Raw genomic sequence first — 15,354 nt, forward strand, 5'->3', positions numbered from 1 at the left:
ACCATCGCGAAATAGAGTCTCCAGTTCGCTTAGAGTCGCAAGCCGCTTGTCATGTGAAAAAGCCGCACCAACGAGAACAAGCAATTCTTCTGTCGTCCGACCTCGCGGAAAAGCCCGAACCGTCTTCAAAACCAGTGACATGCTTCAGGCCTTCTACCAAGCTGGAATCCTTCGGACAACCGAGACAGGATGTTTGAATAGCGTCTGCTGCACTTAATACTCCAACTGACAACAAAAAATTAGTTTCAAAGCCCACCTCTCAAACCAGATAGACATCAATTCTCAATACTTTTCAAGCGACTAACGCGCACATTCACCTGAATCCGAATCAACAATCGACCTCTTCAGTTAGATTGGTTGCAGAATGCATCCCTGTGTAGAAGTAACATCTCCACCGCGACCAAGTCTCTTGCGGCATACTTGGGTAGCCTCCTTGATTTCTTACATTTAAGCGACGGCGTTTTAACGGTTTCGACAACCTACTCATGTAACTCGTGAATACACACAGATTGGCAAGCATTTCTCGCGATGTCGCAGAGATGCGCGTGATGAGTCAGGTAGATCACCTGACCGCTTTTGCTCATCTCAGCTAGCAGGCCGAAGGCCTCGGCGGTGCGGTCGTCGTCGAAGCTTTCCATGATGTCATCGGCAATGAACGGCACTGGGCCGTTGTTGCGAGCAAACTCGTGGTAGCCTGCAATGCGTAGCGCAAGGTAGAGCTGAGCCCGGGTGCCGTCTGAGAGTTGGTCAGCCTGTTTCGAGCCACCCCCAGCGGCCAGCGCCACCAATACTTCGCGGGAACCATCCGGCTGTGCGGCGAGGCCGGAGTAGCGGTCCCGCGACATGATGCGGAAGGCTTCTGATGCGCGTTCGAGCATACCGCTGCGGTGAGTGTCACGATAGCTCCTGAGAGCAGCTTCGACTGCCAAGAGCCCCAAACGCTGCCGTAGGTGGCGCCGGGCGCCGTCCTCAATCTCAAGCAACAATGTCTGGCGTTGTTCTTCCAGACGGGCAACTGCGTCATCGCCACCGACCGCTTCGACGGCGTCTTCCGCCTTGCGGAAGTCGTCCTGTGCTTCTTCCTGTGCTGTGCGCAGGGTTTTCAAATCGGTCCGCAGGCTGTCGGCGCGTGCGGCGAGCGCATCGGCATCTAGATCACGCAGTTGCGCACGTGCTTTTTCGACTGTATCGCATCGCATCCCTGCACAGAGGTCTTCGGTCAGTTCGCGCTGAGTTTCACGCAGTTTCGACAGTTCCCCTGCTCGCGTGAGCGCGTCGCGCGCTTCGGCCCAAACTTCAACTTCAAAGTGACGGGAGAATTCGACGGTCCGATTGCGATGAATCTCGGCTTCCTCTTCCAACTCCGAGAGGGCTTGTTTGGCCGTCGTCAAACGATCTGAGAGGTTGGCTCGCTGATCTTCGCGGCTCTCCGCTGCGCGCTGTCGCCGGGTGATGTCACGCCACAGATCAGTCGCTGGCAGATCGGAAGGCATTTCGATGCGAACCGCCAAATCGCGAGCCTCTTTTTCAAACCTTTCGCGGTTGGATTGCATGGTCGTTATCCGGTGGGTCAGTTCACCGATGCGGTCCTGATGTTCACGTAGTTGGTCGAGCTCTTCGAGGATCGCACGCATCTCGTCGACAGCGGGCGGCGCGTCAGCCATCCAAGTGTCGGCACAGGCGGCTTCCCACTCCACCTGCCATGCGGCGCGCGCGTCGTCTGCCTCTAGTTTGTTGCGCTCACGTCTGGTCAGGTTCTGGCGGGCCTCGGCTTCGGTCTCGCTCAAAGCCTCAACCTTAGACGCCTGGTCCAAGAGAGATTGAGCGGTTTCAAGGGCTAGGGCCAGGCTCGTAACTTTGGGTATTGCGCGGCCCGCCTGTGAGAAAGCGTTCGAAATATCCAAACGAGCCTGGGCAACGACCTGCACGCGCCGGGCAAGATCGCGCGCCTTGTCATCGTGCTTGACCAGGGCATCCTGTGCTATGTCGAGCTTGTCGAGCCAAGCGCGGAAAGTTGGCAGGTCGATGTCGGTGGGGAGTGCGGGGGAGACCCTGGCAGCGATTCCGGCAAGCCGTTTCGCCAGGTTTTTGCGCCGCTCCATGGCCTCGGCCGATTTCACTTTGGCAGCGTCAACTTGTTGTTGGGCTTCGACCAACGCACGCTCGGCCTCGGCTGTCTTTTCGGCATGGGCGCGCTGATCCGCAAGTGTGGCAGTCACCTGGTCGTCGAGGCGCATCGCAACCTCAAAGCACTCTGCAGTTTTGTCCGTCAGATCCGCACGGTGGCGGGACCATTCTAATTCCCGACGTGTTCGCACTTGAGCTGCTTCTTCCAGAGTAACTACGGCAGTTGTTCCGACTGCATCGCGTCGAGCGAGAGCTTGGGTCACAGACTGTTCTAGTTGATCCAGCCAATCATCCGCCCGGTCGATCGCCCTATCAGCCTCGGCGATTTCCGCGTCCAATTGCTCAAGAGCGGCGTCGTCTGGTGGAGTCAAACTCGCCAGTTCATCGTTGTTTCCCGTCCAGGGCGAAAGCGCAGACAGGGCCGATTTCAAACGCGCTTCCTTCTCTTCAAGCTCGGTGCTTACACGGTCGTGTGCGCCGACAGGATCGTCGCGGCGAAGGTTTTGCACCAAACCGGCCAGCCCACCCAAATTTGACACGCTGCCTCCAGCCTTACTTAAACGCCGCTCAGCGCGCTCGAGGTCATCTTTAGCAAGCTGCAATTCTCTAGTCGCAGAATCGCACGCGGTTTCAACACCAGAACTTTTTTCGATCAGCGCGCGCAGGCGCCCCAGGCTTCTTGCCTCGGGCAACAGCTTGGTCGGATCCGCCCCGACGTGCCCCAGTCGAGACAGGCAATCATTGACTGCTTGCGTCTTGGCTTCGAGCTCTCCGTGCCGCTTGGGCAAGTCCTCCACCGCGGTGTCATGGGCCGATTTCAATTGTTCCGCCGCCTCGATGTCCTCGCGTGCTTTCAGAACCACCCCGTCGGGTGGGAGGTCGTTTAATTCGGCTACCAACCCTGCCACAGTCTTTTTCGCGGCCTCAAGTCGGGTGGCAATGGCGGTCTCCGTGCGGTCAAGTTCGGGAAGTTCGGCAAGCCATCCCTCTGGAGGTTCTGGCAGCGAACCGTAACTGGCGATCTCCGCCTCTAGACGGTCCAGCCGCGGCAAAAGCGGTAGTGCTGCGATGTGACGTTCGGTCTCGATTACATCGGTCTGTGCAGCTTCTGCCGCTTCGCGCGCCTTGTGCCAGGCATCTTTGGTCCGATCGCATTCAGTCGATAGGCGAGCATACTCGGAAGCAGCAGTGTCCAATTCCTTAATCTGCCTTCCCAAGTCGTCGTAGGCGGCACAAAGATCGCGCAACGCACCCTTGCGTCCGGTCCTGTTCAGGAACCCCTCCGACTCTGTATTCAATTCGTCCAACTGCGCCGCCAAATCGGTCATCCCCGCGCTTGCCTGAAACAGCAACTCACCGAGATCCCCCTTGCTGGCGAGGATGCTTTCGCCTCCTTCGTCCAGGGTCTGTCGATTGAGCGAGAACATCGCCGCATAGGATGTGCGGTCGAGTCCTCGCAGACCGCCATGCAGCAGCGCTTCACCCAGCGGTTCACCGCTGGCGTCGAGCAGAGAATTGTCACGTTTCTTGACCCGAAGCAGTTCATGCGTCTGCCCGTCGATTTCTAGCACGGCCCCCAACTGCATCGACTGATAGGGGTGAATGAATCCCATGCTGCTTCGCACGGGGATCTGAAACAGCATGTCCAGCCAACCTTCGAGCAAGGTGGATTTCCCAGCTTCGTTTGCACCGTAGATCACGTGCAGGTCGGGGTTACCGGGTGTTTGGACGGGAAACGACAGGCTCAGATCAGTGAACTTGCCAAAACGGGTGAGGTCGAGCCGGTTCAATCGCATCGCTCAACCATCGGTCTCTTCGAGGCGCGCAAGAACCTCCATTGCACCCTGCTGCATCGCATGGACAATAGTCGCGGCTGTCTCTTCCTGACTATCACCCAGGAGCGCTCGCAACTCTCGTGGGATATACTTCAGCAGACGTTCCACGTCTTCCAGAACGGCCGGATCATCAAGGGGAAGACCTCGCTGCGTGATGATCTGAGCCAGTTCCTCTAACGCGCCTCCAGTGGGCGCATTGCTGACGGCGGACAACGCAAGCTCGATCTTGTCGATCCAAAGCGTGCCGATCTGCTCGGCGACGTTCTGCGCCTCGGCGTGTAGCAGGTCGAGGTCACGACCCGCTCTCCAGGCCAATGGAGTTTCTCCGGTCAGCACCGGTCGGACGATCAGGTGCTCACCAGCGTGGTCACGCCGCGCTGTGTGCAGAGCATGCTTCAGCGCCTCAATTAGGTTTGGCCAGTCAGACAATAGGTGGCATTCCACCGAGAGCCGTTCGAACTGCGCCATCGCGAGGTGCCGTTCCTCTACTGCGATCAAACCGTCGTCGGCCACCGAAACCAGCGAAACCGACTTGTTCCCGGCCTCGCCGATGTCGCGACCCTGCGGTATTCCGGGCATGACTACAGTTGTCGTGCCGGTATGAATGGTCCGCCGGTGGATGTGCCCCAGCGCCCAATAGTCGAACCCGGTCGCTTGAAGTTCGGCCAGCGTGCAAGGTGCATATGGATCATGCCCCTGTGCTCCGCCGAGGGACGTGTGTAGCATTCCTATATTGAAAGCCCCCATCACTGGTGGCGCAAAACGGTTCAACAGAGTGTCGGGTGCATGGGGGTCACGAAATGAAACACCGTGAACAGCAACTGAATGATCGTTCCAGTCAGTCTCGACGACCTGTGCTTTGCCCGGGAACACCGTCACGTTTTCCGGCAAAACTAGCTCACGCGTGATTTTGGACGCCGCATCGTGGTTGCCGCGGATAATGAAAACCGGAATGCCCGCTGCGTCTAGGCGCTCCATCTCTAGAGCGAGGAAACGAGCAGTTTTCATTGATGTTTGACTGCCGTCATACAGGTCGCCGGCAATCAGCAGCGCCTGGACATCTTCAGACACGCACAGATCGACAATCCGCCTGAATGTGGTTCGGGTCGCGTTCCCAACTACTTCGGCCAGTGCTTCGTCGCGCATGGCTAGAGACTTTAGCGGTGAGTCCAAATGAATATCTGCAGTGTGAACGAACCGGAAGGCCAACATATTTCCCCAAAAAACACTAAACCTATGAGAGAAATTGAAACTACGACGTCGTGACCGTCAAGGCGGAAGTATTGAGCTCGCTTTCTATTAACGAGAATACGGGAACACAAACGGCGTATCATTTCCCTCGGAATCCCCAATCACCCCTTCGCTATATCGAAGACATGCAGCGCTTGCTGCGTCAGATCTGAGAGGATAGCGATGACAAAGAAACCGCACTTAGACACCCGGATGGCGATGTATGTCGAACGCCGGGTGCTCGAACTGAAGCCGACCAAGAGCCAGGCGGAGATCGCGGCGCAGGCCGGTTATGTGAACCAGAACATGATCACGATGATCAAGCAGGGCCGCTCCAAGGTGGCCTTGGATCGCGTCCCGGCCCTGGCGCACGCTCTGGAAGCAGATCCGGCCTTCGTGATGCGGCTCGCCCTGGAGCAGGCGATCGGCCGGACGGCAGCTGAGGCCGTTGTGGAGGTGTTCGGTGAACCCGTCACTGCAAACGAAGTTGGTTGGTTGCAGGCGATCCGTAAGGCTTCCAGCAACACCGATCCCAGACTGACCAGCAGGTCACAGGCCGCGATCAACGCGATTTTCGGGAGATAAGATACATGTGTGATAAGAATGACGATCTGACACCTAACGAACGCGCCTGGCTGCGTTTCCTGCGCGATGTTAGCAATGACAGCGACCTCGGCATTACCCTGCGCCGGGTGCAGCTATTGCGGCGCCTATGCGAGCTTTGGAGAGCTTGATGGAATTGCGTAGTAGGAAGGCGGGGAGGAATGGTTGAAGTGCTAAGCCTCGCTGGATCCCTCTGGAAACATGAAAATTGTTAGTGATGTCCTAGTTGACGGACACGAAAACGAGTTCCGGCAAAACCACCTCCCATGCATCGCGGCGGAGCGTATGGTGGAAGGCTTCACCTGAGTCCTCTTTTCTCCATTTAAGGATGGCGGCGATTTCCCCCCTCTCAAACCGGGTATTTGGCGGTGGTGCGAAGGATTTGGACATGCGGCTCAGCACTTGCCCTTTTTCGTTGTGTAGCAACCAGCGGTCGCCGTCCTTTACCAATAACACTGCATCACCGACGCGTGCCGCATTAACAGCACTCAGAGAAGAATGGCCTGGATGCAGGCGTCCAGCATAGGAAAGATCAACCATCCGCGCTTCAGCTGCTTGAAAAAAACGGCGGGGACTGGGCAACGCCTTCATGTCGGGTGACACGCGACGGGTCAGAACCGAAGGTGCTTCTGTTGGTAGGTATTCGTGGTTGTCGTTGCTCATCACGGCCAAGCTGCGGCGAGCACGTGTCATGGCGACGTAGAACAATCGGCGGGGGGCGTCCTGATCTTCTGCTTTAGAGGGACGCTCCCATCCACCATCTAGGATGACCACATCGTCAAACTCCAACCCCTTCGCACGGTGAGCCGTAAGTAGCTTTAGACCTCGCTGTTCGTCCCAGCTATCTCGCGCCCATTCTGCGAACCATTCGACTATGTCTGGGACAGGCAAGCTTCGCGATCCGACTTCGCGTGCCAGAAGGCCTAGTCCTTCGCCAATTCGGTTGGTCCAGAGCGAGGGAGGAATTGTGTTCAGCACTTCGGTCAATCGTTCGAGCGAATAAAGCTCTGTGGGGGTCTCGCGTAGGGCTTTGACAAATGCCTGCATCTCGCGCATCCGCCAGAGGCTTGGCATGTTTTCGTTGGCCATTTCGACAGGTATGCCGAGGTTTTCAGCAAAGTCGCGCACTGGTATCAACTTGCGCCAATCGCGTGATATAATCGCGGCGCGTGACCACGTCCAATCGGGGTCAAGACGAGATATACGGATCAATTCTTCCAGCGCAGCCATGGCCTGGGCGTCATCCCCGGCCGGACATTCAAGGATTTGGACGCGGCCCTGCGCGACTGGGTCCAATTTGGCCAGTTGCCCACCGGGGTCAGTCATTCTCCGGTCTTCGTTAACGGTGATGTCGTGACCCAGCTTCATGCGCGCGGCGGCCCCTGCAATCACGGCGTTGGCGGTGGCGACGATATGACCGGTAGAGCGGTAGTTCTCGGTTAAGAAAACCGGTTTTGCAGCGTAGTCCTGTTCAAACTGGCGGATGTAGCGGATCGATGCACCGGAGAAGGCATAAATATTCTGATCGTCATCACCCACTGCAAAGAGACTGAGTCGCAGATCGGGATCGTCCAGCGTTCTACCCGCCACAGCAGCGATCAGCGCATATTCGTCGGGGCCAATGTCCTGATATTCATCGACCAAAATCCAGCGATAACCCTGTATCAGTGTGTCACGCAGCGCCTCGGCCTCTTGCTTGCTTAGGCCATCACCTCGCAGTAGGGCCGCGGCCCTCTGCAATAGACCTTTGAAATCGGGGGCTTCGATTGTTTGAGTTCCAGCAAAACTAGCACCGACCAATCGCATAGCCAGTGAATGAACAGTTGAGACGGTTACTAAGGTTGAGTCATCTCCTACTAACCGGCGCAAGCGTTCACGTATTTCGGCAGCTGCGTGACGGTTGTAGGCCAGCACGAGGATACCGCGGGGATCCTCGCGTTTGATGCGCAGCAGATAAGCGATGCGATGAACCAGGACTCGTGTTTTGCCCGAGCCTGGTCCTGCCAGCACAAGGACGTTGGTTTGTTCCCGGTTGTCACGCACAATTTTTTGCTGCACCGGATTGCCCAAGTCGTCGACAATTGCCTTATAGGTGGCACCAGTGGCCTGACGCCGGAATTCGGTTCCGCGCCCCGGCATCCATCGGCGCATGAAGGCGTCTTGCTCCAGCACGAAATAGTCGTCGGACAAGCGCTGCGCTGTCTCAATGTTTTCCAGTCCTTTTTCTGCGTAGGCTGCCATCACATGGGTTTGGATGGTCTGTTCGTCATAGTGTTCCTCGAGTGGTGCAAAATGCTGGACGGTGAAACCACCGCCTTTGGAGCCAAGATGCACTGTCATGGCCGGGCGAAAAATTGACAGCCCGCGACCCAGCGTAACCACCTGCTGTTCATGCAGCCATAAAAGTGCCCGGTCCATCAGCCGGTTTGGGTCTTTGATGCTGCTGCGCAAAAGGGTGTCGCCGGTAATTGTGGATAGCATCGCTCCCAGAGTGGTCTCGACCTGAACGTCCTTGCCGTGTGTGCCTTTCGGCACAAGGGATAGAAGATGCGCCAGTAGGCGTTGTGCACCCTGACGGCGCAATTCCGCGGTTTGACCGACATAGCGCCACGACCGTTGAAGTCGCACAAGTATGCTACCGCGAGCCGTTTTCCGTAAGGATAGATTACCGCGCCCACCCTCCATGTCACGCCCATCCTGCGCCATGCCACGCAGCAGGGTTTCGACCAGATCCGGTCGCACCTCGCCATGGCCGCGCTGTCTCAATTCCTGGCAGGCAATAGAGAGGTTGAATGGAATCGGTTCATCCTGATCAGCATCGGGAGCCATTTCTCGCATAACGGCGATTAGGTCCTCTTCAAGCCGGGCGGCCTGATCCAGCCGTGCTTGCGACGCGTCGGCCACGCCAGAGTGCACGAAGATGGTTATGTTGGTGTCATCACTGGCAATTCCCATCGCCTCTAGATCGGTCAGCGCCTTGCGCAACTCAGCGGAAGAGAGCCCGCTAGCTCCAGCTAATTCGTCGGTGGAAACACCTTCTCCCACAGGGGTGTTTACGATATGACGCACGATTGCCAGCAGTTGTTTGCGCCGAGCGCCCGTGATGTCTGCCTTATCCAACAAGGTGGCGGCGGTATCCACATCGCGCACGAGTAGGGATGCGGGGAAGACCTGCACGCTGTTTTCTTCGCGCCGCAACAGACTCGCTTCCTCCAGCCAAGCAACGGCGGTCTTTACGCGCGTGTCTTCAGTGTTGTTGTCACGCTGGAATTCAAAGTCTTTTTCTTCTCTCACGATCTCGCCCGGAGTGGCGACGATCTTACCTTCGTCTCGAGTGCGCACATCCAATCGACGCAGCGCTTTAAGGATGGCACCTATTTCATGCCGCGCAAGGCGGGAACGGGCCGAAAGGCTGAATTGGCGTTCTACATCCTCAGTGTTGAACAATAGCACACAGCTAGCGGGGTCACGGTCACGTCCTGCACGTCCTGCCTCTTGCAAGTAGTTCTCCAACGAGCCAGGCACGTCGCCGTGGACTACGAGACGGATGTCAGGTTTGTCGATGCCCATGCCAAAGGCGTTGGTCGCAGCAATTACGCGCAATTCGCCCGTCCGGAAATGCTCCTGGATCTCGTGCTTTTCTTCTGGAGGTAGACCAGCGTGGAAACGTTCGGCGCTCACACCCTGCTGTTTTAGGAATTCGGCCACGCGTTCTGTCGCACCTCGGGTCGCGCAATAAACCACGGCTCCGGAGACGCCAGAGGCGGGCAAGCCCTGTTCGATCGCGTTCAGAATATCTGCTAGTTTCGTCGCGCGCTGGGTTTCACGCACCGAAAAGGAAAGGTTCGTGCGCGAGGCACCACCGTCAAGCAGGATCAGATCCTGATCCAGTCGTGTTTTGAAATGCTCTCTTATATCGCGCACTACCTCGGGTTTGGCAGTGGCGGTAAGACAAAGTATCGGAGCGGGGGCGTCGCCGGAGTTTTCTTTGATGAACCGGCTGACGTAGCGGTAGTCGGGCCTGAAATCATGGCCCCATTTTGAGATGCAATGTGCTTCGTCCAGCACCCAAAGGCCAATTTCGCGTTGTGCCAGAGCGCTGCGAACTGACTTGTTGCGAAGCTGTTCGGGTGAAATCATCAAGATCGCAGCATCGCCCATGCGCACTTTGTCCAGAGCATCGTGACGTTCAGGCAGCGACAGAAGACCATTGATCGTGACGGCCGAGGATATCCCGGCTCTCGCCAGGCCCTGCACCTGATCGGCCATGAGTGCGACAAGCGGTGAGATAACGACGGTCAACGCACCGGTCTTGTCGAACCGCGAAAGGGCTGGAATCTGATAGCAGACCGACTTGCCGGTTCCGGTCGGAAGGATGCCCAGAACGCATTTGCCTGCCATTGCCTCGGCCACAATGCGTTCCTGTAGGGGTCGACCAAATTCGTCCATGGGTTCGGGTCTGAAGGACGGAAAGCCGAACCAGCGGTCTAGCGCCCGTTTGGGATCGTTTTGTTCGACGCACCATTGACAAGAGTCATCATTGCAAGCGGCCTCTCGCAAGTGACGCACAATCAGTGAGGCCTCGCGGAATTGCATGCGAACCCAAGGTGGCATGACACTGTCGCCGCCAGCCACAGAAATCCACGACAAGGCGTAGGCCAAAGGCCAGGCAAGGTTGGGGTTTTCCATCCGACCCAGAGTCTGTTCGAGCCGATGCATACATACATGCCCAGCCAAAAGCCGGCGAACAGCGTTAAAAGCTTCTTTTTCATCGGGTCTGCTAATGCCACGCAAAGCAGTAAAAAGTGCGTCAAACCCTCCGCTGCGTGGAGGGCGTGTGACAAGAAAATGATAGGCAACCAGCGCATCTGGGGTTACTGTGTTTAGCTTGACGAACGCCTCAATCTGGTTTTGCAGCACTTCGAAGACCAGTCGCGCGTCCTTTTCGGGATCGTTGACATGACCAGATTGCAACCGTCCGTCGTGATAGTGTTTGACTAAATGGTGATACGGATTTCGCGGGAAGGCCAAAGGGTTGAGCCAGAGTGTGTCGATTGGTGCTTCAGCCAAGGCAGCGAACCGGGGCGCCGCAGCGGCCAGGTGGGGCAGGTCGTGGTGTAGGATATTGTGACCGATGACACTGTCGAAACCGTTACAATATGTGTCGAGTTGCGAGAGTGCCGAGGCGGAGTTGCTTTTTTCAACTAGGGCCGGTCGGGAGTCAGCGTGCGTTGTGGCCGCGAATGCAAATATTCTGGTGGAAATGGGGTCCACCTCTAGGTCAATCGAAACGCAGCGCTTAAGAAAGCGCGAAATGTCCGCCTGACCGTTCGTTATCATTGCTCGCCATATTCTCTTTTTTCTATTCTTTCTGATAGCTACCGGATTGCCGAAAAAAAAGAAGATGCGTTCCAGATTGCTCTGCGTAATGTGGATTTCGCGCAACCTCAGAGGTTGCATAAAGTTGACAAAGGTTTACATCGCGACGGCCGGGATGGACGGAATGTAAACCTTTCACCCCTCAAAACAGCCGATTTCGGGCCAAAAGGTTTACACTAAGTTTACATTAAGTTGACAAATCCGGACCGAAATCAGGTTTTTTCCAGAAAAATGTAAACCTTTGATCGAAACAAACCCAATAAAACATGGCTCTCCGGAATCTACATATCCCAACACAGGCCAGAAAAGCGCGCACAGCGACGAAACACAGGCCATCTAACACCTGACACACAGAAGAAGACGGACGCAACTCAGGCCAGAGCACAGCGCTCCAGAGACAAAACCTCATACAGTGCATAAGCACAGGTCTAAGCCAGGCAGTGTATTGAGCGTCTCCGAAGCAGAGAAACCGACGATTGCTAATTGTCGGGGAATAGTCGTGAATAGTGAGCTGCACCGCGTAGAGGCTGACTGTGCCTTGATATACAAAGTAGTGCTAGGTCAGCCCTAAAAGCTGGTTGTCTAATAGAGAGGCTGGTGATGGGGAGATTGTAGGGAGGAGCGCTGAAAGCCGAGAACCACTCCCAAGCTCTTGATCATAGGTGTGATGGATGCTCCCCAAACAGATCTGAATTGGATCAGCTCGACCTGAAAGAATGTGAGTTTGGGCATGTCTTCGAGCCGATCTATCGCGTAACACGTTAAAAGCAGCTTTTTCGAAGGGTCATAACTTGGACAAACTGTCAGTCATGCAAGCTTTTCGCCGCATCGTTGAGCGCGGTAGCTTTGCCCGCGCGGCGGAAGACCTTGGTGTTTCTCCTGCGCTTCTCAGCAGAGAAATCAAGCTTCTGGAAGAAAGTCTGGGAACCGTCCTCCTCACCAGAACGACCCGATCCATGTCACTGACTGACACTGGCAGTCTCTATTACCAAGACGCAATTGGAATTCTCGACGCGGTCGAAAAAACGGAACAGACCATCAGGGAAGGTGCAAAAGCGATGCGTGGGCACCTTCGGGTGAATGCGTCAAGTTCCTTCGGCCAAACCGTTATCGCACCGATGCTTCCAGAGTTCTTGGAAACCTATCCAGATCTGCGATTTACTCTTTCGATGGACGACAAGGTGATCGATATGGTCGAGGGCGGCTTCGATCTATCGATACGCATCCGTGCTGCCATGCCGGATTCGGCCCTTGTTGCGCGACGGATCGGCGTGATGCGGCAAAGAATATTTGCGTCTCCTGACTATTTGGAGCGATATGGGACGCCGACCCAGCCAGCGGATCTGAAAAACCACGCAATCATCGGCTTTTTGCTTGCTGATCATTTGACGAGCTGGAAGCTCTCGGCCGCCGAAGATGTCACAACATTAGAGCTTGATCCACGCGTGCGCGTCGGCAACAGCCTCGTTTTGCGGGATCTGCTAATAGCGGGGCAAGGTATCGGAACACTGCCCGAGTTCGTCTCTGATGCTCCCGAAGCCAGCGGGGCCTTGGTGCGAGTTTTTCCTGACCACGAACTGCCTGCGCCGGAAGTATTCGCCGTTACAGCATCTCGCTTGGGAATGGACGCAAAGGTTACAGCCTTTCTTGATCATCTGCGCCAGGCTCTCAGGTCCTGACATTATTCAATACAAGTAAAGAGTGTTGTCAAAGAGCGCGCCTTAATTGGCGGCGCAACAAATTCCATTCTCTCAGGGAACAAGTCACAGCCCTGAGAGGTATCCTATGTCACGTATTCTCGTTCTCTACTATTCAAGCTATGGCCACGTCCACACATTGGCCGATGCCGAAGCTGAAGGTGCAAGAAGTGTTCCCGGCACTGAAGTTGACGTTCGGCGTGTGCCCGAAACCGTCCCTGAGGAAGTCCGCCAGCAGGCTGGCTATGTCGTGGATGATACGCCTATCGCCTTGCCGGCAGATCTGGAAAACTATGATGGGATAATTCTGGGAACGCCGACCCGATTTGGCATGATGGCTGGGCAAATGAAGTCCTTCCTTGACCAGGCCGGAGGGCTTTGGGCCAGAAATGCTCTGGTTGGAAAAGTCGGGGCGGTCTTTGCATCAACAGGTTCGCAACATGGCGGGCACGAGGCCACCCTTCTGACAACACAAGTCCCGCTTCAACACTTTGGGATGCTGATTGCCGGAATGCCCTACACATTTGCTGGCCAGACTACATCAAAAGAAATCATTGGCGGCGCACCATATGGTGCCGGAACGATCGCCGGTGCTGATGGTTCCCGCACGCCTACCGAAACTGACCTAGCCGGAGCGCGGTTCCAGGGAGCTCATGTTGCAAGAATTGCCGCATGTCTCGCTGGATCAAACCTCCAAGCGGAAGCAGCGTAACCCGCGCGCTTCTGACGTCTCACTCAAATTCTCAAACGCCTCTGCCGGGAGACATAAAATGTCACGCTCAACCGATATTCTTCTCACCTCACTCGCCCCAGCGGTATGGGGAAGCACTTATCTGGTAACTACCGAAGCGCTCCCGGCTGGCTATCCGATTACCCTGGCTGCGTTACGAGCTCTGCCTGCTGGCTTGTTGTTGCTTGCAGTGACGCGCTGCGTTCCACCACGGGAATGGCTCGGCCGAACCTTCGTCTTAGGCAGTCTTAACTTTGCTCTGTTCTGGGTGCTCCTCTTCGTTGCTGCGTATAGGTTACCTGGTGGTGTGGCCGCCACCCTGGGATCGTTGCAAGCAATGATCGTGATTTTGATGGCTTGGGGATGGCTGGGAACCCCAATCCGACTTGGTGCGCTCGGCGCCGCCGCGACTGGCGTAATCGGTGTATCGCTGCTGCTGATCGGACCAGAAGCACAACTTGATTGGATCGGTATAGCAGCGGGTTTGGGAGGAGCCGCGTCAATGGCTGCTGGCACTGTTCTCAGCCGGAAATGGCAACCTCCGGTTTCGGCGCTGAGTTTCACAGCGTGGCAATTAACAGCCGGTGGTTTGATACTGCTGCCAGTCGCTCTGTTTCTTGAGCCGCCTCTCCCTGCGCTCAGCGCGACAAATGTCGCCGGCCTGATTTGGCTTGGGTTGATCGGTGCTGCAGCAACCTATGCTCTTTGGTTCCGAGGAATAGCGCGCCTGGAGCCCAGTGCAGTCTCGATGCTCGGCATGATGAGTCCTGTTACAGCTGTCGTGCTCGGCTGGGTATACTTGGGACAAACGCTTAGCTTCACCCAGTCCATAGGAGCAGTCATAGTTATTGGTTCTGTTGTGGTCGGCCAAAGCGTGAGTCGCAGGGACAATTCGGGTTTGAAAAAATGGAGACCAGCAACAGCTGGATCTGTCTGATGGGTGCTGAGTCGCAAACAATAGGCCCAATCACGCAAGTGGGTGAGGAATGGCTCAGCGCCTCGCTCAAGCCCGTTCGCCAGATCCCAACAACATCGAAGTCCTAGGTTTTCCCACGCATGATTAAGGGGATGGGTTCTGGGTCCGCAGAATCCGGACGGTCCAAACCTCCTGTAGCAATGGTCACATTGTGGGCGAACGATCCAAAGCGCTGAGAGCGCTCAGGGCGTGCTTTATAACATCAGTGCTGTCTTGCGTCGAAAACTGCGTTGGACGCTGCCAGTGAGCGTCCCAGCCGGCCTGTTGATGCGCATAGGAGACTGCGGCATTGCGCGCGTGTTCTATACATATCTACTGTCCCCTTGTGCCAAACGCAAAACTCTCGTGCTAAAGATAAAAGTGCATTTCGCCCTGGAAATCGCCTTGTGGGCGAAGCTGAATTTTGGTATTTTTAAGAGGCCGTTACGGCAGCACAAAGCAGCAAGCAGTCAGCCAAGAACAACGCGCTTCGATGCCTATGTTCTTTGACACCTCATACCAGACCAACAAGAAACGCCGGCGCCGGGAAAATGACCGGGCAGCGAGTCACCTATCTGGAAGGTGCAGGAAAGATCACTTTGGATCGCTCCCCGGTGGAAAGCATCGGACGCCCCAAGTGGTTGCCGCCAGTCGTATGACGAAATGGCACAGAAAGACGGTTGCAATGTGCATCGGGCTTAGATCCGGGTCACAACAACCGATCACGTCTAGGTTGGAGGAAAGCCGGACGTGTTGCTCAGTCGAAAGACTGTAACCGCTTGGCCTCAAAGCCGGGAT

Annotated in this window: 8 protein-coding genes; 5 read left to right on the plus strand and 3 right to left on the minus strand. The window is 56.1% G+C overall.

Annotated features, from left to right (window positions below; translation table 11 throughout):
* Positions 1-479: 479 nt before the first annotated feature.
* The gene (locus AC2FNR_RS02395) at positions 480-3,923 is read right to left on the minus strand and encodes an AAA family ATPase (protein ID WP_496847852.1); all 3,444 of its coding nucleotides are present in this window, start codon (positions 3,921-3,923) and stop codon (positions 480-482) included.
* A 3-nt stretch (positions 3,924-3,926) separates the two neighbouring features.
* The gene (locus tag AC2FNR_RS02400) at positions 3,927-5,174 is read right to left on the minus strand and encodes a metallophosphoesterase family protein (protein ID WP_496847853.1); all 1,248 of its coding nucleotides are present in this window, start codon (positions 5,172-5,174) and stop codon (positions 3,927-3,929) included.
* 201 nt (positions 5,175-5,375) lie between these two features.
* On the opposite strand from AC2FNR_RS02400, the gene AC2FNR_RS02405 reads away from it, so the two are divergent.
* Positions 5,376-5,777, plus strand: a complete 402-nt coding sequence (locus AC2FNR_RS02405) for an XRE family transcriptional regulator (protein WP_496847854.1) — start codon at positions 5,376-5,378, stop codon at positions 5,775-5,777.
* Between the two features lie 5 nt (positions 5,778-5,782).
* The gene (locus AC2FNR_RS02410; RefSeq protein ID WP_496847855.1) at positions 5,783-5,926 is read left to right on the plus strand and encodes a hypothetical protein; all 144 of its coding nucleotides are present in this window, start codon (positions 5,783-5,785) and stop codon (positions 5,924-5,926) included.
* 91 nt (positions 5,927-6,017) lie between these two features.
* Here AC2FNR_RS02410 and AC2FNR_RS02415 read toward each other — a convergent pair whose 3' ends face one another.
* Positions 6,018-11,135 carry a RecQ family ATP-dependent DNA helicase gene (locus tag AC2FNR_RS02415; protein WP_496847856.1) on the minus strand — a complete coding sequence of 1,706 codons (5,118 nt, stop codon included), beginning with the start codon at positions 11,133-11,135 and terminating at the stop codon, positions 6,018-6,020.
* Positions 11,136-11,965: 830 nt separating this feature from the next.
* Between AC2FNR_RS02415 and AC2FNR_RS02420 the strand changes: the two genes are divergently transcribed.
* The 3 genes from AC2FNR_RS02420 to AC2FNR_RS02430 all read left to right on the plus strand — a co-directional run bounded on the left by AC2FNR_RS02420 (position 11,966) and on the right by AC2FNR_RS02430 (position 14,538).
* Positions 11,966-12,853 carry a LysR family transcriptional regulator gene (locus AC2FNR_RS02420; RefSeq protein WP_496847857.1) on the plus strand — a complete coding sequence of 296 codons (888 nt, stop codon included), beginning with the start codon at positions 11,966-11,968 and terminating at the stop codon, positions 12,851-12,853.
* Between the two features lie 106 nt (positions 12,854-12,959).
* Positions 12,960-13,583, plus strand: a complete 624-nt coding sequence (gene wrbA, locus AC2FNR_RS02425) for an NAD(P)H:quinone oxidoreductase (protein WP_496847858.1) — start codon at positions 12,960-12,962, stop codon at positions 13,581-13,583.
* Between the two features lie 58 nt (positions 13,584-13,641).
* Positions 13,642-14,538 carry an EamA family transporter gene (locus tag AC2FNR_RS02430; RefSeq protein ID WP_496847859.1) on the plus strand — a complete coding sequence of 299 codons (897 nt, stop codon included), beginning with the start codon at positions 13,642-13,644 and terminating at the stop codon, positions 14,536-14,538.
* Positions 14,539-15,354: the final 816 nt, after the last annotated feature.

It is taken from the genome of Ruegeria sp. SATB045 (assembly GCF_059613525.1).